Genomic DNA, 18,448 nt, shown 5'->3' on the forward strand with positions numbered 1-18,448 from the left:
CACCCCCCACACCACCTCACCTAGAGTTCTGCCATGAAAAAGGTCCTGGCCGGCCTGGTGCTGATCGCCTGCGCCGTGGTGGTGGCAGTGTTGCGGGAGCCGTTCCCCGGCCCGCTGGTGACCGTTCCGGCGCTGGCCGCGGTGGTCGCCGCGATCGGGGTGACGGCCTGGCTGCCCGGGTCCCGGCCTGCCCTCCCGCTCCTCACGGGGGCCGTGGGGGTGCTCAGCGCGGTGTGCGTCGTCCTGTGGCTGGCCGACCGGGGAGGCAACGGCGGGCCGCTGACGTACTTCCACACGCTGGGCATCCTCACGCTCATCACGATGACCGTGCGCTGGTCGCCGGCCCGCCAGGCGGTCCCCGCCGCCGGCGCGGCCGCCCTCGGCGAGGCCCTGTTGCCACTGCAGGTCGTCCAGCCGGTCAGCACCGTGGTGGAGGGGGTCGCGTTCGGCGTGTTCTGGTCCTTGGGTACGGCGGGCGCCGTCGGCCTGGGCGTCTACCTGCGCTCCCTGGACACCACCAGGATCCGGGCGGTCCGCGAGGCCCGGCGGGCCCAGCGGGTCGAGCTCGCCCGCGACCTGCACGACTTCGTCGCCCACGACGTGAGCGCCATGGTGATCCAGGCGCAGGCGGCGCAGATCCTCCTCGACCGGGCGCCGGAGCAGGCGGCGGCGACGCTGCGCGCCATCGAGGCCGACGGAACCCGTGCCCTGGCCGCGATGGACCGCACCGTCCGCATGTTGCGGGAAATGGAAGGCGACGACGTGCCCGCGGAACCCCTGCCCGGGCTGGACGACCTGCCCGCGCTGGTCCACCGTTTCGCCGAGGTCGGCTTCCCCGACACCGAACTCGAGCTCGCCCCGCCGGAGCCGGTGCCCAGGGAGGTGGCCACGACCATCTACCGGGTCGTGGTCGAGGCCCTGACCAACGTCCGCAAACACGCCCCCGCCGGGTCGAGCGTGTCGATCCGGGTGACCGACCGAGGCGGGGCGATCCAGCTCACCGTGGCCGACCGGGCTCGGGCACCGGAGCAGCCGCGGCTGCCCGGCAGGTCGCGACCCGGGGTGGGCCTGGCGGGGCTGGCCGAGCGCGTGCAGGCGCTGGGCGGGACGTTCAGCGCGGGGCGGCAGGGAGACGACGGGTGGCTGGTCAAGGCGGTCTTCCCATGATCCGGGTGCTGGTGGCCGACGACCAGCCGGCCGTGCGGGCCGCCTTCCGGACGATCATCGAAGCCCAGCCCGACCTGGAGGTCGTGGCAGAGGCGCCCGACGGCGTGGCCGCGCTGGAGCTGGCCAGGCAGGTCAAGCCGGACGTGGTCGTGGCCGACATCCGCATGCCCCGCATGGACGGGCTGGAGCTGACCCGCCGCCTGTCCGGCTCGACCAGGGTGATCGTGGTGACCACCTACGACCTGGACGAGTACGTCCACACGGCGCTCCGGTCAGGAGCCTGCGGCTTCCTGCTCAAGCACGCCGGCCCGGTGCTCCTGGTCGAGGGGATCCGGGCAGCCGCGGCGGGCGACGCGCTGATCAGCCCATCGGTGACCGTACGCCTGCTGCGCCACCTGACCCCCGCCCAGAACCGCGCCGGGGTCCCGGGGGAGCAGCCGTTGAGCGACCGCGAGCTGGAGATCGTCCGGCTGGTGGCGCAGGGGAGGTCCAATCCCGAGATCGGGGCCGAGCTGTTCATCTCGGCCGGGACGGCCAAGACCCATGTGGCCAACGTCCAGCGCAAACTCGGGGTGCGCAACCGGGTGGGCATTGCGGCCTGGGCCTGGGAAAACGGCCATGCGGAGGCGGGGTGAGACCCAGCCCTTGCGGGGCCCGGGGTAGCGGAACCTGACCCTGTGGGGGTGGGGGTGGGGGTGTCAGGGGTAACCGTGTGGGCGGTTGGGTGTGGGCGGTTGGGTGTGTGGGGTGTGGGGTTGGGGTGTGGGGTGTGGGGTTGAGGTGTGGGGTTGAGGTGTGGGGGGTTGGGGTGTGTGGGGAGATGGCTTGGAATCAGGGCTCCGACTAGGTGGTCTGGTCTTCGGGGAAGGTCAGGTCGCGGACTCGGCGGACCGCCCGCTTGAGGACCGTGTGGTCCTTGGCCCGGGTGAGGCGGACGGCCTCGCGCCGCCAGGTTTCGGCCTTGTCGCGCCACCGGGCCGCGTCCCGCCGGGCCTTTCCCGTCTCCCTGCGCAACTGCGACATCTCCGCCTGCAGCGCGGCGGCCCTGCGGCGCAGCCGGTTGATCTCCTTCTCCTGCTGTAGCGCCTGTTGTTCCTGCTCCGAGGGTGGCCGGCGCCGAGGCGGGTAGACCTTGGGGCGGCGGGTGTACCCGAACGCCTCCCCGTCCACCCACTCCACCCCGAACACCTCGTGGATCACGTCATCCGGATGCTCCCCTGGCCCCGCGACCAGCTCGGCCCTGGCCAGCGCGGCGGTGCGCGCCAGCCGGGCGCTCACGACGCCGTCCGGGGTTTCGGCCAGCGCGATGTACAGGACGCCCAGGTCGTGCTCGTCGAGGTACTCGGTCAGCCGCAGGAGGGTGTCGTGGCCGGGCATCCAGCCCGGCGGGAGCGTGAGCAGGAAGGGCGCCGGGGAGCCGGGCAACGAAGCCCCGGGTGCGGCCAGCCGTACCCGAGGGTCGTGGTCGAAGGCGGCGTGGATCAGGCGCAGGTCGAGGTCGGGGTCGCGCAGGGGGTGGCGGCGTTCGGGGGTGAGCGTGGACCAGGGGCCGGCGATCGTGACACGGATGTCGGGCAGCGACCCGGCCAGCAGACCGTCCACGGTCGCCCGCACGTCCTCGTAGGACAGGCCGTTCATGCTTGGGCGCGCGTCCTCGTAGGACAGGCCGTCCACGGTCGCGCGCACGTCCTCGGGGGGCAGGTCGTTCGTGCTTGGGCGCGTGTGCTCGGAGGGCAGGTTGTTCGTGCTTGGGCCCGTGTGCTCGGAGGGCAGGTCGTTCGTGCTTGGGCGCGCCTCCTCGGGGGGCAGGTCGTTCACGTCCTCGCGCGACGCGCAGCCCATCGTCGCGTGCGTGTCCTCGTGACGGCCGGGGGTGTGCACCACGCAGTCCACGTACGGCACGAGCCACTGCCGGCCGGGCGCCACGCGCAGGTACCGGCGGGAGGGGACCCGATCTGCCACGAACGGGTCGTTGTACCTCTTCAGCTCGGCCCAGTCGCGCATGGCGGTGGGCAGGCCGAGGTGCCAGGCGCGGGATTCGGGGTCGGGGACGAAGACGGCGCCCGCCTGGGCCAGGCGGTAGCCGAGTTCGGTGTCCTCGGCCAGGACGAGGGAGGTGTCGAGGCCGCCCATGCGGCGCAGGAAGGCGGCGGGGTAGGAGGCGGTGGCGCCGACGTGTACGTGGAAGGCGACGGCGCTGGGTGCGCTGCGCAGGCCGTCGTAGGCGGTGATGATGTCCTCTGCCCAGTCGTGGCGCAGCGCGGACGGGCGGAAGAGCTTGTCCTCGTGGCCCGCCTCCAGGGCTTCGCGGATCTCGGCGGGCGCGGGGAGTCCGGGGTCGGCGGTGAAGTCGATCCAGCCCAGGACGACCAGGTAGGGCGCCAGGTGGTGCCAGCGGAGCTGGGCTTCCACGTGGCGGCGGTGGGGGACCATGTCGGCGTCCAGGACCAGGATGATCTCGCCGGCGGCCGCGTCGATGCCGGTCTGCAGGGCCCAGGCGCGGCCCCAGCCGCCGGGGGCGCTGGTCATGAGGCGCGTGCGGTCTGGGCGCAGGCCGGGCAGGCGCAGGGGCGTGGTGCTGCCGTCGTCGACGACGATGACGTCCAGGAGCGCCGCCGGGTAGCTCTGGGTGGCCAGCGCGGCCAGGGTCAGGTCGAGCGTCTCCTGGCGGTCGTGGGCGGGGATGACGACGGTGACGCTCAGCCGGGGCGTCCAGTCGCCCAGGGCGGGCGGTTTCAGGGCGCCGAAGTCGTTGTGCCGGATCCTGGCCTGGTTCCCCGGTACCGGCTGTCCCGACATCTGGTCTGCCGATACCCGGTTCCCCGGTACCGGGTGTCCCGACATCTGGTCCGCCGATATCCGGTTCCCCGGTACCGGGGCTTCCGGTATCCGGTCCCCCGACGCCTGGTCCCCCGTCATACCCGTGTGCTCCCTTCCAGCTCCATGAGCGCGCAGGGGCGGAAGCCGCGCCACTGCCGGCGGTTGCGTTGCAGGAATGTCCCGATCGGCTCCTGCCAGGTGTGGTTGGCCGCGGGGCCGCGGCGCAGGATGTAGCCGAGGCCGTGGGTGCGGTAGATCTGGCCGCCGGCCGCCTGCAGCGCCTCCTGGAACTGGGTGTCGACGGATCGGCGCAGCGGGCGGAAGCCGCCGACGGCCTGGAAGGCGGAGCGTTCGACGAGGATGGTGCCGCCGGCGACGAAGCTGGTGATCTGCTCGGTGATCTGCTTGCGGTGCACGGTGACGTCGATCGACGACAGATAGACGAACTCGGGGACGGTCCCGACGACCTGCGCCCCGGAGTACCCATGGGCCAGAAGCAGGTCGGACAGGAAATCGGGCCCGTACCAGTCGTCGTCATCCATTTTCAGCAGAAATGACCCGGAGGCACGGGCGGCCGCCTCGTTGAGCACCTCGCCGAAGATCTGCGACGCCGGAGCCTCGTAGATCGTGAGCTGGCCGTCGAAGGCGGCGGTCGCGGCGGTCACGTCGGGATGCCCGGCGGGCACGCCGTGGAGGGCGAGAATGACCTCGAACTGGGCATCCCGCTGCCTGGCGATCTGGTCGAGCGCGAATCCGACCATGTCGGCGCGCCGGGTGGCCAGCAGGACGGAGGTGAGCGGCGGCACGGGCGCGGGCGCGCCGAGTTGCTCCCAGCGCGCGGCGACCCCGTGCGTGCGCAGCGCGGTACGGCGCAGCCGGATGCTGTGTTCCTCGCGCCGCAGGTCGTCGGCCAGGTCGGGCGCGGACTCGAGCAGCCCGGCCAGCGGCTCGCCGAGCGCCCCCGCCCACCGGGGCACGGGTGTGGGCGAGACCAGCGGCACTCCGGCCGCCGCCAGCCCGGCCAGTACGCGGACGGCCGCCAGCGGCCCGCTGTGGGCGTGCTGCCAGGTGACCTCGACGCCGCGGATCTGCCGCAGCCGGGCCACGTCGGCGTCGGTGACCCCGCCGGACTCGGCGAACGCGGTCACGACCTTGCCGTCGAGCACGACCGACCAGCGGCCCTCACGCTCGGTGAGGGCGGCGATGCCGCGCGAGGGCGTGGTGACGAAGCCGCTGGGGTTGACCAGCCGCTCGTCCACCGGCGGGATCATGGACGGCTCGGCGAGCACGTCCGGGTCGGCCAGCGGGAGTTCGGCGCCGCCGGGGCGGCCGAGTTGTTCCCAGCTGGCCGCGCGGGTGGTGGGCCGTTCGACGGGCGTCTCGTCGCCCTCCCAGGCGGCTTCGGCGGCCCTGGCCAGGGGCGTTTCCCCAGGGCCCACGGCCGGGTCGTCGAGGGTCCGCAGCACCAGGTCGCTGCCCGGGGCGCCGACCCGCTCGGGGACGGGGCCGCTCACCTCGGCGGGCGTGGCGTTGGGGTCGCCGGGCCGCCAGTCGGCCGCGCCCACCCCGGCGATGGCCGCCGCGGGCGCGGCGATCACGTCGAGGCGGTGGCCGGCGAAGGCGCGGGCGGTCGCGGTCACGGTACGGCCGGCCGGGGTGGGCGCCGAGAACTTGGCGTCCACCACCCAGACCCGGTCCTTGGGCTGGTAGACCCGCAGCTCGCTGAGGGAGCGCCACCGGTGTGCCGGGGTCGGCGTGGGCACCGGGGCCGGATGGGCGGGCGGGGTGTCGAGGACGGCGACGACGACTCTGGTGGTGTCGGGCAGCAGCTTGTGCAGGGTGGCGGCGCGGCGCAGGTCGGCCGGGGTGCGGGCGATGACCAGGACGGCGGGGGCGCGTTCCTTGCCGGTGGGCGGTTCCAGGAGGTCGCGGTCGAGGTCCACGCCGTCGACGACCTCGTCGATGCCGGCCACGAAGACCTGTGCGCCGGGCAGGTCGGCGAGGAGGGTGGCAATCATGGTCATCCGCTCTTCCTCATGCGCCGGAGCAGCGCGGCCAGGGGGCCGTCGGGTGGCGGCGGCTGTTCCTGCTCGGCCGGTTGGGACAGGCGTTCCACCTCGGCCGTCAGCCGTTCGACCGTGGCCTCCAGCTCTTTCACCTCGGCGGCGCGCTTGGCGGCCAGGGCCCGCCACTTGGCCGGGTCCCCGGCCGGGGGCTCGATGCCGGTGCCGGTGGCGAAGCCGTACTCGGACCCGCTCACCCACACCGCGCCGAACATCTCGTCCACCAGGTCGTCGGCGGGGCCGGTGAACCGGGCCGCCCGGGCGAAGGCCGCGGTGCGCTCCAGCCGGGCGGCCAGCACGCCGTCCTGGTTCTCGGCCAGCGCGATGGAGACGAGGCCGAGGGTGTCCTGGTCGGCCAGCCGTACCAGCTGGGCGAGGGTGTCGGCGCCCGGCGCCCATCCGGCGGGGAGGCGCAGCAGGAACGGGGTGGGCGCCACGGAGGCGGGCGCGTTCCCGGCGAGGGTGACGCGCGGCTCGTGGGCGTAGAGGTTGTGCAGGAGGCGCAGGTCGAGGTGGGGGTCGTCGAGGCTGGCGCGGCGCTCGCCGGTGAGCAGGTCCCAGGGGCCGGTGATGGTGACGGCGGTGTCGGCGACGGTCCCGGCCAGCGCGGCGTCGACGGTGGCGCGGGTGTCTTCGTAGGTGATGGCCTCGGTGACGATCCGCACGTACGGCACGCGCCACTGGCGGCGGGGATGGGTGCGCAGCCAGCGGAGATCGGGGAGGAGATCGCCGAGGTATGACCAGTTGTGCCGGTGTACTTCCTTCTCGCGGAGCATCACCGTGGACGGCCCGACGTGCCACCCTCTGGCCGCGGGGTCGGGGATGAAGACGGCGCCGGCCTGGGCGAGGCGGTAGCCGAGGTCGGTGTCCTCGGCCATGTTGAGCGTGACGTCCACGCCTCCGGCGGCGCGCAGCAGGTCGGCGCGCACGGAGGTGGAGGCGCCGGTGTGCAGCAGGTAGGCGCTCGCGCCGGCGTCACGCAGCATCCGGGTGGACGCGAGCGTCTTGGCGACGTAGTCGCTGGGCGCGCCCTCTTCGCCGAGTTCGCCGACGAACCTGGTGTCGCCGATCACCACCGCGTGGTCGAGCAGGTGGTGCCAGCGCATGTGCGCTTCCAGGTGTTCCTCGTCGAGGATCATGTCGGCGTCCAGCCAGTGGACGACCGCGCCCGTGGCGGCCTCGGCCCCCGCCTGGCGGGCCGCGCCCCGGCCCCAGCCGTCCGCCACCCGCACCACGCGGGCGCCCGGGGCGGACAGCGGCGGCGTGCTCCCGTCGTCGGCGACGACGATCTCGGTCAGCTCGGCGGGGTAGGTCTGCTTGGCCAGCGCGGTGAGCGTGCGGTCGAGCCCCTCCTGGTCGTTGTAGGCCGGGATGACCACGGAGACGCGCAGGTCGGGCCGCCAGTCCCCGATGGCCGGTGGCTCCAGGGGACCGTAGTCGTTGTGCCTGACGCGCCTCATGCCGAGCCCAGTGCCCGCACCTCTTCGCGTAGCCGTTCGACCTCACGGGCGTGGGCCATGGCGTTGACGCGGTCCTCGCCGAGCGAGACCAGGATGGCGCTCAGGTCTTCGGTACGGCGGGCGGCGCTCTCCTCGACGGCCCGCGACAGCTCCTCCAGCCGGGTCTCGATGCGCTTGAGGGTGGCGGCGTTGGCCGCGTGGGACGTTTCGTTCTTCTTCACGCGCAGGTCGATGCGCTGGGCCTTGCCGTCCAGGCGGCGCATGGTCAGCACGAGGAAGGCGAGGGCGGCCAGGGAGACGAGCAGCGCGGCGGCGACGGCCGCCGCCGCGAGCGTGAACACGCCGGTGAGCAGGAGCACCACGAGGGCGAGCACCCCGACAGCCGCGGCCGTCGCCGCTGCCCGGCGAGTCGAGAGCATCCGCATAACTATCCTTGTCGCGACTTGGGTGGCAGATGGGGATATTGACACCCTAATAAACAGGCACAAGTTAACGTGCCATAAGTTCCTGAACGGAATCTGGGAGCCGCCACCTCGTGACCTGCGGCAGGTGCCGTAACGAATGGGATTCGGCCCCCTACTCGGCAGTAAAAGCGGCGTAAGGTAGGCGCCGACTTCAGTCCCCCTGCGGCGGAGGAGCCCGACGTTCATGACCGTCACCCCCTGCGGATTCCGGCGCACGCCGGAGAAGGGACTGGCCCGCCTGACCTGGCGCGGCCGTGCCTGGCGGACCGAGGGAGCGCCGGACGCCCGCATGGACATCCCCGCGCTGCGCCCCCTGCGCGGCCTCGACATCGAGTGGCCTGCCGAGCCCGTCCCCCTGGCGGAACTGGTCCGGCTGGCCGCCGCCGGAGTGCCGCTGACCGCGTCACGGGCGCCCGCGTGGGTCCCGGCGGAACTGGCCGCGCTGCTCACCGACCGCGACTGGCTCGCCTGCGCGCCCACCGGCGGCCTGCGCTGCCTGGCCGACCTGCGCCGCGAGGAGCACAGCGTACGGCTGCGCCGCCTGGCCGCCCGGCTGGCCGGGCGCACGCCGGCCGGCGAGGTGGCGGGGCTCGGGCCGCCCCCGTCGGTGAGCGTGGTCATGGCCACCAGGCGGCCGCACCTGCTGGCCGGGGCGCTGGCGCAGATGGCACGGCAACGGCAGGTCGAGGTCGAGGCGGTGATCGGGTTGCACGGCGTGCCGTACGACGAGGTGCGGGAGGTGATCGAGGCGGCGCCGCTGCCGGTGTCGTGCGTGGTGTCGCAGGCGTCGTTCGGCGACGTGCTGAACCTCGCCGCAGCCCGGGCCGGCGGTGACTATCTCGCCAAATGGGATGACGACGACTGGTACGGCCCCGAACACCTGTCCGACCTGGTGCTGACCCTGCGGGCCACCGGCGCGGACATCGTGGGCGCCACCGGTGAGTTCTTCTACCTCGAGCCGCTGCACACCACGATCCGCCGGGTGACCTTCGCCAGTGGCGCCGCGTACCCGAGTGAGGTGTGGGCGGATCACGTGGCAGGCGGCACCATTTTCCTTTCATTGGCGAAATTTCGGTCTATAGGGGGATTTCCTGCGTTACCTCGGGCGGTGGACAAGGGCTTCCTCACAGCCGCCCAGGCCCAGGGAGCCCGCATCTACCGCACCCACGGGCTCGGCTACATGCTCCGCCGTACCCTCGGCGACGAGCACACCTGGCAACTGCCCCTCGCCCACTTCCTGAAGGTCGCCGCCAACCAGTGGCGCGGCTTCCGGCCGAGCGCGATCCTGGAAGCCGCATGAGGGTCAAAGGCAACGACTACCGGGCGCTCGAGCCGCCCGCCGTCTGGACGCCGGCGCTCACGGTCAGCGTGATCATCCCCGCGTACGGCGGGCAGCACCGCCTCGACCTGGTCCTTCAAGCACTGGCCCGGCAGACCTACCCCGAGCGCCTGACCGAGATCATCGTCGTCGACAACGGCAGCAGCCCGCCTCTGCGCCTCCCCGCCGACGCCCCGGCCGGCACGACGCTCCTGACCTGCCCGGCCCCCGGCCGCGCCGCCGCCAGGAACACCGGCCTGGCCCACGCCACCGGCGACGTCATCCACTGGCTGGACTCCGACGTCCTCCTCACCCCCGGCGCCGTGGAAGCCCACATGCGCTGGCACCACCGCGCCGCCTACCTGGCCGTGACCGGATACATCCGCTTCACCGACGCCCCCATCCCCGCCGAACTCCCCGACGACCTGGAAAAGGCCCTCGAACCCGCCCAGCCGCACGCCTGGATCGTCGACCTCGTCGAGCGCACCCGCGGCCTCACGGACAACCCGCAACGCCCCTTCAGCATCCACGTCGGCGGCGCCACCTCGGTCAACGCCCGCCTCATCGCCGCCGCCGGCCCCATGGACGAAGACCTCATCCTCGGCCAGGACACCGAAATGGGCTACCGCCTGGCCCAGGCCGGCGCCGTCTTCGTCCCCGAACCCCTGGCCCGCGCCTACCACCTCGGCCCCACGATGCGCATGCGCGACAAGGCGCCCATCGACCGCATCAGCCACGCCTACGTCGCCGACCGCATCCCGGCCTACCGCTGGCTCCGCTCCCACCCCGGCCGCACCTGGAAGGTGCCGTACGTGGCCGTGCTCGTGGACGGCACCACCGGCTACGAAACCGTCCGCGCCACCGTGGACACGGTCCTGGCCGGCACCATCCCCGACGTGAGCGTCACCCTGACCGGACCCTGGCAGGACCTCACCCCCGACCGCCGCCACCCCCTGACCGACCCCAACCTCGACCTGGCCCTGGTCCACGGCCACTACCGGCACGACCCCCGGGTACGGCTGGCCGAAACGGAGGACGTCTCGCCCGCCATCCCCTGGATCCTCCGCCTGCCCGCCGGCTGGGCCCCGGCGGAAGACGGCCTGGCCAAGCTGCTGGAACTGGCCCGCGACGAAGGGCTCGGCCTGATCAACATCCTCCTGTCCGAATCCCCCGAGGGCCTGGTCCGCGCCCGCCTGGAGCGCACCGCCTCCTTCGCCAGAGCCGCCCTGGTCACCCGCCCGGGCGAAGACCTGGACGACGCGGTGGACGACGTCTCCGGAGTGACCTGGGTGGAAGGCGACAGTTACGGCTTCACCACCACCCCCGACATCCCCCTGGGCCGCCGCAGCGCCCTCCGCACCCGCCTGGACGCCCAGGCCGAGACGGTCCGCCTGGCCAAGGAGACCGAACGCCTGCGTGGCCAGGTGGCCAAATGGCGCGACGAAGCCGGCCGGTGGCGCAAGAGCGCCGTGGAACTCCGCCGCGAAGTCGGCACCCTCCGCCGCCAGCTCACCGCCGCCAACCGCACCCAACGCGGCCTCCGCGCCCTCCTGGCCGCCTCCCTCAAACGCGCCTGGACCCGAAAGCCTGGCTGACCGGCTTGAGCCAACGCCTGGGGCCGGCGGCACGGGCCCGGCCACCGGGTGCCCCTTACCGGGTAACCCGCCCCGGATCAGTTGGGGCGCAGCGCCGACCGGAGGCGGTTCAGGAGGGTGCGCTCCTCCACCTGGGGCGTGATCTGGATGGGCGCGGGGGCAGCGGGCTGAGGCGCGGGCCAGTAGCGGGCCGGCGTGGCGTGCCGTACGCCGTGGGTTTGGGCGATGACCGCGTCCACGTCGTCCAGCGGGCCGGCCAGCAGCCGGGCGCGGGCCAGGGCGGAGGTGCGCTCCAGGCGGGCGGTGCGGCCGTCCTCCAGATCGACGACCAGGATGCCCTCCAGGTCCTTCTGGATCGTTTCCACCATCCGCTCCAGCGTCGAGCGGTGGAGGGGCACGTCCACGGGTCCGCGGTAGCGGAACGGGATGGGGGCGGGGGAGCCGGAGGGCTCGTCGGCCAGGCGGATGCGGTCGTCGCAGGCGTACAGGTCGCGCAGGAAGCGCAGGTCGAAGTCCGGGTCGTCCAGGACGGAGCGGCGGCCGGGCGGCAGCTGGGACCAAGGGGCGACCAGGGTGACGACGACGTCCTGGAGTTTGCCGTCCAGGGCGGCCGAGACGGCCTGCCGTACGGCATCGGGGGTGGAGTCCCGGACGCCCAGGACCACCTCCACGTACGGCACCAGCCAGCGGCGGCCGCGGTCCTTGCGCAGGTCGCGGCGGAGCGGGATGCGGTGGGCCAGGTGCGGCTCCACGGCGCGGACGGCGCGGTCCTTGTCCACGCGCTGGGCGGGCAGGCCCAGGTGGACGGCTTGCGCCGCCTCGTCGGGGATGAAGACGACGCCGTGCATGGCCAGGCGGTAGGCGAACTCGGTGTCCTCGCCGCGCAGGACGTTCGGGTCGAGACCGCCCACGGCGTGGAAGACCTCCCTGGGAAGGGCAAAGGTCGGTCCTGTGCAGACGTGGTAGGGGTTGCGGCTCTTGCGCAGCCCGTCGGTCTTGGCGATCGTCGCCTCGGTGGAGCTCGCCACCGCGTTGTCCAGGTCGAACAGGTCGGCCAGGTGTCCCGCCCGGTAGACCTGCTCCGCCCTGAGCGGCGGCGGTTCGACGAAGCGCTTCATCCCGATCGTGACCAGATAGTCGGTCACGTGGTGCCAGCGCGCGAGCGCCTCGATGTGCCGGCGGTCAGGCACCATGTCGGCGTCGAGCCGCTGGATGATCTCGCCGTCGGCGGCCAGCACCCCGGTGTTGACGGCGTTGGAGATGCCCCAGCCCGCGTCGACCCGGACGACGCGGGTGTTGAAGGGGCGGATCTCGGGCAGTTCGATCGGCGGGCAGCTGCCGTCGTCGACGACCAGGACCTCCATGAGATGGTCCGGGTAGCTCTGCGCGGCCAGCGCGGCGAGCGTGAACTGCAGGTACGGCCCAGCGTGGGCCGGAATCACGACGCTCACCGACAGGGACGGCGACCACGCGCCGAGCTCCGGTGGCGTGAGCGGTGAATAGTCGTTCTGCCGCAGAGCAGGACGCGCGTTCATAGTGAGGACCCCCTGGCGGAGAACCCTAGCCGGGGATGCTGAATATTTCATGAAAAGACGAGCCGATGTCCATCCCGTGGACGCCGCTCCGCGCGCCCGGGCGCGAGCCCGTACACTCGGTGCCCAACACCGCAGGTAGGGAGTCATCATGGCTAGGTCGTGGCGTGGCCTCATCGAGGAGTACCGAGAGCGGCTTCCGGTCACCACGAAGACGCCGGTCGTCACGCTGCTGGAAGGCGGCACGCCGCTGGTCCCGGCCCATCGGGTCTCCGCGCTGACCGGCTGTGACGTCTACCTGAAGGTCGAGGGCGCCAACCCGACCGGCAGCTTCAAGGACCGCGGCATGACGATGGCCATCAGCAAGGCCGTCGAGGAGGGCGCGAAGGCGGTCATCTGCGCGTCCACCGGCAACACCTCGGCCTCGGCCGCCGCCTACGCGGTGCGCGCGGGGCTCACCTGCGCGGTGCTGGTGCCCCGCGGCAAGATCGCGATGGGCAAGCTGGCCCAGGCGCTGGTGCACGGGGCGACGCTGCTGCAGGTCGAGGGCTCCTTCGACGACTGCCTGGAGATGACGCGCAAGCTGTCGTCGGAGTACCCGATCGCGCTGGTCAACTCCGTGAACCCGTACCGCCTGCAGGGCCAGAAGACGGCGGCCTTCGAGATCGTCGACACGCTCGGCGACGCCCCGGACATCCACTGCATCCCGGTGGGCAACGCGGGCAACATCTCGGCGTACTGGATGGGGTACCAGGAGTACGCCGGCGACGGAGTATCCACCAAGCGGCCGCGCATGTTCGGCTTCCAGGCCAGCGGCGCGGCGCCGATCGTCAACGGTGCCCCGGTGAGCCGTCCGCACACGATCGCCACGGCGATCCGCATCGGCAACCCGGCGTCCTGGAAGCTCGCGGAGGCGGCCAGGGACGACTCCGGCGGCGTCATCCAGTCGGTCACCGACCGGCAGATCGCCGCCGCCTACAAGCTGCTGGCCCAGGAGGAGGGCGTCTTCGTCGAGCTCGCCTCGGCGGCCAGCGTGGCCGGTCTGCTGCAGGCGCACGCCAACGGCCTGGTGGATCCCGGTCAGCGCATCGTCTGCACGGTCACGGGCAACGGCCTGAAGGACCCGGACTGGGCCATCTCCGGCGCTCCGGCCCCGGTGACGATCCCGATCGACGTCCACGCGGCGGCGGGCGCGCTCAATCTCGCCTAACGAACGAGGGATAAGAACCACATTGATCACTGTTCGGGTGCCCGCGACGTCGGCGAATCTCGGGCCCGGTTTCGACGCGCTCGGTCTCGCGCTCGGCCTGTACGACGAGGTCGAGGCGGAACTCACGGGGGATCGTGTCCAGGTGAGCGTCGAGGGGGAGGGCGAAGGCGAGCTCGACCTCGGTGAAGGTCACCTGGTCGTCCGGGCGATGCGCAAGGCGTTCGACCGGATGGGCATGGCGCAGCCGCCGGGCATCCGCCTGCACTGCCGCAACCGCATCCCGCACGCCCGCGGCATGGGCTCGTCCTCGGCCGCGATCGTCGCCGGCATCCTGGCGGCCCGCGCGCTCGGCTCTGCGCGAACATTCTCCGACGACGAGGTGTTCGCCCTGGCCACGGAGATGGAGGGTCACCCCGACAACGTCGCGCCCTGTCTGGCCGGATGTCTGACGATTTCATGGACCGACCATGGGGGATCACCACATATGGTGAAACTCACCCCCCATGCGAGAATCCGTCCGGTCGTGCTGATTCCGTCGGCGCGGCTGTCCACGGAGGCCGCACGTGGCCTGCTGCCGAAGGAAGTGCCCCACAAGGACGCCGCCTTCAACGCCGGCCGATCCGCGCTGCTGATCGCCGCGCTGACGCTCCGACCGGAGAACAGCCTGCTCATGGCCGCAACGGAAGATCGTCTCCACCAGAATTACCGCGCGCCTGCCCTGCCTGGTAGCGCGGATCTGGTAGAACGTCTGCGTGCGGTGGGCGTGCCCGCGGTCGTTTCGGGTGCGGGGCCCACGGTTCTTGTGTTTTCCACACCGGATACGCAGGATTTGATCGCGCCAGAAGTGGGTAATGACTGGCACATCCAGCAAATGGACGTCGACCCGGATGGTGCGAACGTTCAGTTCCCCGAGACACGCTGATGCCTCTTTAGACCTTCAGGGAATAGCCGTGTGCGCTGGTGATGTTAGGCTGATAGCCGCACCAGATGCCCCCTTGTTGGGTGCGTGCTTGTCAGCCACACATCGCTGCATCATGCTTCACGTCGCGAGGCGTGAGCAGCGCGGCTGTCTCCCCGGAACCCGGCGTCTCCCGTTGGCCTACACCCGGTTGGTCCAACGCGAGGCGACGACTATGGGGATCTGCGCGTTCGAATCATCTCGACATCTGGCTGGCGACAGCAATCTGAGGGGTGTCCTCCACGCGCCACCGACCTGTGGCGGCCTGGACGAGCCCCTCCCCAATAGTGGCGGCCGACCTGCGCGGCGGCCGAAGATCGCAGCGTGCACCCCGACCCGGTCTGTCCCGCCGGATCGACAGCACCTCCGGGACGCCCGGTTCAGCAAAGCCGGCGCCCGACCCCTGGGAAGGACCTTTTAGTTGAGCGACACCACCGAACTCCTCTCCGACGCATCGGGCTCATCTGCGCAGCCCGCGTCCGGCGACACCCCCACTCGTGCCGCGGCCAAGCCTCGTGCGCGTCGCTCCGGCACCGGCCTGTCCGCCAAGGTGCTGCCCGAGCTGCAGAAGATCGCCGCCGAGCTCGGCATCAGCGGGACCGGACGCATGCGGAAGAGCCAGCTGATCGCGGCCATCCAGGAGAAGCAGGGCGGCGGTTCCGGTGACAGTGCCCCGGCGGCTCCGGCCGCCGCGGAGGCCCCGGTAGCCGCGGCCGAGCCGGCGCCCGCCGCGGAGCGGCCCACCCGCACGAGGAGGGAACGTTCCCGCAAGCCCGTGGAGGAGACGAGCGCCCCGGCGGCGGCCGAGCCGGTGGTCGCGGCCCCCGAGCCGGTGGCCGTGACCGTGCCGGACGAGCCGGTCGTGGCGGCGGCGCCCGCCGTCGTCGAGCAGCCGGCCGACCAGACGCAGGGCGAGTCCCGCGACCGTGGGGAGCGCGAGAGCCGCAGGGAGCGCCGCAGCCGTGGCGAGCGGCGCGAGCGCGGTGAGCGCAACGACCGCGGCGACCGCAACGACCGCAACGACCGCGGCGACCGCAACGACCGCGGCGACCGCGGTGAGCGGGGCGGCGACCGTGGCGAGCGCGGCGAGCGCACGGGGAACGACCGTGGCGAGGGCGGCCGTGCCGACCAGCGCACGGTGGACGCGGGCAGCCGCGGCGACCAGCGTGGCGGCGACCAGCGCCGCGATGACCAGCGCCGCGATGACCAGCGCCGTGACGACCGCGGTGGCGCGGGCGACGACGACGACCGCCGCGGCGGGCGCCGGGGCCGCTTCAGGGAGCGCAACCGCGGCCGCGGCCGCGACCGCTTCGACGGCAACGAGCCGGTCATCGGCGACGACGACGTGCTCATCCCGATCGCCGGCATCCTCGACATCCTCGACAACTACGCCTTCGTGCGCACCAGCGGCTACCTGCCGGGCTCCAACGACGTCTACGTGTCGCTGGCCCAGATCCGCCGCAACGGCCTGCGCAAGGGCGACGTCGTCACCGGCGCCGTCCGGCAGCCGCGCGAGGGCGAGCGCCGTGAGAAGTTCAACGCCCTGGTCCGCCTCGACACCGTCAACGGCATGGACCCGGAGCAGGCGCGCAGCCGCCCGGACTTCAACAAGCTGACGCCGCTCTACCCGCAGGAGCGCCTGCGCCTGGAGACCGAGCCGAACATCCTGACCACCAGGATCATCGACCTCGTCTCGCCCATCGGCAAGGGCCAGCGCGGTCTGATCGTCTCGCCGCCCAAGGCCGGTAAGACGATGGTGCTGCAGTCGATCGCCAACGCGATCACCCGCAACAACCCCGAGTGCCACCTCATGGTCGTCCTCGTCGACGAGCGGCCCGAGGAAGTCACCGACATGCAGCGCTCGGTCAAGGGCGAGGTCATCCACTCGACCTTCGACCGCCCCGCCGAGGACCACACCACCGTCGCCGAGCTCGCCATCGAGCGCGCCAAGCGCCTGGTGGAGCTGGGCCACGACGTGGTCGTGCTGCTCGACTCGATCACCCGTCTCGGCCGCGCCTACAACCTGGCCGCGCCGGCGTCGGGCCGCATCCTGTCCGGTGGTGTCGACTCGACCGCGCTCTACCCGCCGAAGCGCTTCTTCGGCGCCGCGCGCAACATCGAGAACGGCGGCTCGCTGACCATCCTCGCCACCGCGCTGGTGGAGACCGGGTCCAAGATGGACGAGGTCATCTTCGAGGAGTTCAAGGGCACCGGCAACATGGAGCTCAAGCTCAACCGCTCCCTGGCCGACAAGCGCATCTTCCCGGCGGTGGACGTCGACGCGTCCGGTACCCGTAAGGAAGAGATCCTCATGGCCAAGGAGGAGCTGCAGATCGTCTGGAAGCTGCGCCGGGTGCTGCACGCGCTCGACATGCAGCAGGCGCTGGAGCTGCTTCTGGAGAAGATGAAGGAGACGAAGTCCAACGCGGAGTTCCTCCTGCAGGTCCAGAAGACGACCGTGAGCAACGACCGCGACTAGTCGCGAGCTGCAGGGCGGCGGGGGTCATCCCCGCCGCCCTTCGCGTTGGTGGGGTTAACCCCACCTCGAACGTGGCGCTGGCTGCATTCACGAACTCCCTCCTGCCAGGCAGGCTGAGAGCGTGGACGAGGCGTTGCGTGAGCGGGTGCCGTTCGGGGCGAACGGGCCCATCGGCGTGCTGGTCGATCCGCGTACCTGGCGGGCGTTGCCGTACCTGATGGTGAGTGCCGCCTTCGGGCTGGCCTGGTCGCTGCTCGTGGTCTTCGGGGGCACGATCTCGCTGGCGATGATGGCGGTCTGGATCGGCTTTCCGCTGGCCCTGGCGATCATGGTGGCCTGGCGTGGGGCAGCCATGCTGGAGCGCAGGATGGTACGGCTGGCGTTCGGGGTGAAGATCGCCGATCCCTACCGGCGGCGTCCCGAGCGCGGGTTGTTCAACCATTTGCGGTGGCTGCTGAAGGATCCGGCGACCTGGCGGGATCTGGGCTATCTGGCGCTGATGGCGCCGGTGAGCCTGCTGGAGTTCGTCGTGGTGTGGGTGCTGGGGGCGGTCGCCCTCGGGTTGATCAGCGCGTCGTTCACGGCGGAGTTCAGGTTCGGGACCGAGATGGCGGCGGACACGCTGCCGGTGCGGATGCTGGCCATGCTGGCGGGCCTGGCGATGGTCGTGCTGCTGGCCTATGCCGTACGCGGCCTGAGCTTGTTGCACGGCACGCTCGCGGCGGCCCTGCTCGGCGGCGGCGAGGAGGAGCGGCTGCGCGCCAGCCGGGCCAGGGGCATCGACGCGGCGGAGGCGGAGCGGCGCAGGATCGAACGGGACCTGCACGACGGCGCGCAACTGCTGTTGCTGTCGGTCGCCATGGACCTGGGACGGGCCCGCACCAAGCTGGACGACGACCCGGAGCAGGTCAAGGAACTCCTGGAACAGGCCCACACCGGCACCAGAGCGGCCATCGCCGAGCTGCGCGACCTCGCGCGGGGCATCCACCCGGCCATCCTCACCGACAGAGGGCTGGACGCCGCCCTGTCGGCGCTGGCCGCGCGGGCGCCCATCGGCGTGGACACCGTGGTGGAGCTGGGCGACCGGCCGCCCGCGGCCGTGGAGAGCATCGCCTACTACATCGTGGCCGAGTCGCTGGCGAACATGGCCAAGCACGCCGTCGCGACCGAGGCGTCGGTGCGGGTCGCGCGCCAGGGGCAGCAGGTCGTGGTCGAGGTGTGGGACAACGGGATCGGCGGCGCGAGCCTGGAGCAGGGCGGCGGGCTGGCGGGCCTGGCGGACCGGGCGGCGACCATCGACGGCGTGCTGGTGGTGAGCAGCCCCGTGGGCGGACCGACGCTGGTCCGCGCGGACCTGCCGTGCGCGTGGTAGTCCTGGGCCC

General features: G+C 72.2%; 13 protein-coding genes. 8 read left to right on the top strand and 5 right to left on the bottom strand.

What is annotated here, in order from left to right:
- Positions 1-33 precede the first annotated feature (33 nt).
- Positions 34-1,167 carry a sensor histidine kinase gene (locus FVE25_RS27085; protein ID WP_157249886.1) on the top strand — a complete coding sequence of 378 codons (1,134 nt, stop codon included), beginning with the start codon at positions 34-36 and terminating at the stop codon, positions 1,165-1,167.
- The gene (locus FVE25_RS27090) at positions 1,164-1,802 is read left to right on the top strand and encodes a response regulator (RefSeq protein WP_157249887.1); all 639 of its coding nucleotides are present in this window, start codon (positions 1,164-1,166) and stop codon (positions 1,800-1,802) included. The genes FVE25_RS27085 and FVE25_RS27090 overlap by 4 nt, the downstream gene beginning before the upstream one ends.
- Positions 1,803-2,010: 208 nt before the next feature.
- Here the strand turns inward: FVE25_RS27090 and FVE25_RS27095 are convergent, their stop codons facing one another.
- The 4 genes from FVE25_RS27095 to FVE25_RS27115 all read right to left on the bottom strand — a co-directional run bounded on the left by FVE25_RS27095 (position 2,011) and on the right by FVE25_RS27115 (position 7,929).
- Entirely contained in the window at positions 2,011-3,966 is a 1,956-nt protein-coding gene (locus FVE25_RS27095; protein WP_181019727.1) for a glycosyltransferase family 2 protein, read from the bottom strand.
- A 116-nt stretch (positions 3,967-4,082) separates the two neighbouring features.
- Positions 4,083-6,011, bottom strand: coding sequence for a glycosyltransferase (locus FVE25_RS56410; protein ID WP_157249889.1), 1,929 nt, complete (start codon positions 6,009-6,011; stop codon positions 4,083-4,085).
- Complete coding sequence (locus FVE25_RS53960; protein ID WP_181019728.1) at positions 6,008-7,510, bottom strand: glycosyltransferase family 2 protein; 1,503 nt, start codon at positions 7,508-7,510, stop codon at positions 6,008-6,010. The genes FVE25_RS56410 and FVE25_RS53960 overlap by 4 nt, the downstream gene beginning before the upstream one ends.
- Complete coding sequence (locus FVE25_RS27115; protein WP_157249891.1) at positions 7,507-7,929, bottom strand: hypothetical protein; 423 nt, start codon at positions 7,927-7,929, stop codon at positions 7,507-7,509. Before FVE25_RS27115 ends, FVE25_RS53960 begins: the two co-directional genes overlap by 4 nt.
- A gap of 229 nt (positions 7,930-8,158) precedes the next feature.
- Between FVE25_RS27115 and FVE25_RS27120 the strand changes: the two genes are divergently transcribed.
- Together FVE25_RS27120 and FVE25_RS27125 are read left to right on the top strand one after the other, a co-directional pair.
- Positions 8,159-9,274, top strand: a complete 1,116-nt coding sequence (locus FVE25_RS27120; RefSeq protein WP_157249892.1) for a glycosyltransferase family 2 protein — start codon at positions 8,159-8,161, stop codon at positions 9,272-9,274.
- A complete protein-coding gene (locus tag FVE25_RS27125; protein WP_157249893.1) occupies positions 9,271-10,887 on the top strand; it encodes a glycosyltransferase in 1,617 nt (538 codons plus the stop codon). The genes FVE25_RS27120 and FVE25_RS27125 overlap by 4 nt, the downstream gene beginning before the upstream one ends.
- Before the next feature lie 77 nt (positions 10,888-10,964).
- On the opposite strand, the gene FVE25_RS27130 is transcribed toward FVE25_RS27125, so the two are convergent.
- The gene (locus tag FVE25_RS27130) at positions 10,965-12,422 is read right to left on the bottom strand and encodes a glycosyltransferase family 2 protein (RefSeq protein WP_157249894.1); all 1,458 of its coding nucleotides are present in this window, start codon (positions 12,420-12,422) and stop codon (positions 10,965-10,967) included.
- Between the two features lie 148 nt (positions 12,423-12,570).
- On the opposite strand from FVE25_RS27130, the gene thrC reads away from it, so the two are divergent.
- From thrC to FVE25_RS27150, 4 genes are all read left to right on the top strand, one after another.
- A complete protein-coding gene (thrC, locus tag FVE25_RS27135; RefSeq protein WP_157249895.1) occupies positions 12,571-13,629 on the top strand; it encodes a threonine synthase in 1,059 nt (352 codons plus the stop codon).
- A 22-nt stretch (positions 13,630-13,651) separates the two neighbouring features.
- Positions 13,652-14,551, top strand: a complete 900-nt coding sequence (thrB, locus tag FVE25_RS27140) for a homoserine kinase (RefSeq protein ID WP_246267505.1) — start codon at positions 13,652-13,654, stop codon at positions 14,549-14,551.
- 457 nt (positions 14,552-15,008) lie between these two features.
- On the top strand, positions 15,009-17,066 hold the full coding sequence (gene rho / locus FVE25_RS27145; protein WP_157249896.1) for a transcription termination factor Rho: 2,058 nt from the start codon (positions 15,009-15,011) through the stop codon (positions 17,064-17,066).
- A 121-nt stretch (positions 17,067-17,187) separates the two neighbouring features.
- The gene (locus tag FVE25_RS27150; RefSeq protein WP_246267506.1) at positions 17,188-18,438 is read left to right on the top strand and encodes a sensor histidine kinase; all 1,251 of its coding nucleotides are present in this window, start codon (positions 17,188-17,190) and stop codon (positions 18,436-18,438) included.
- Positions 18,439-18,448: the final 10 nt, after the last annotated feature.

The organism is Nonomuraea typhae (assembly GCF_009760925.1).
Classification (GTDB): Bacteria; Actinomycetota; Actinomycetes; order Streptosporangiales; family Streptosporangiaceae; genus Nonomuraea; species Nonomuraea typhae.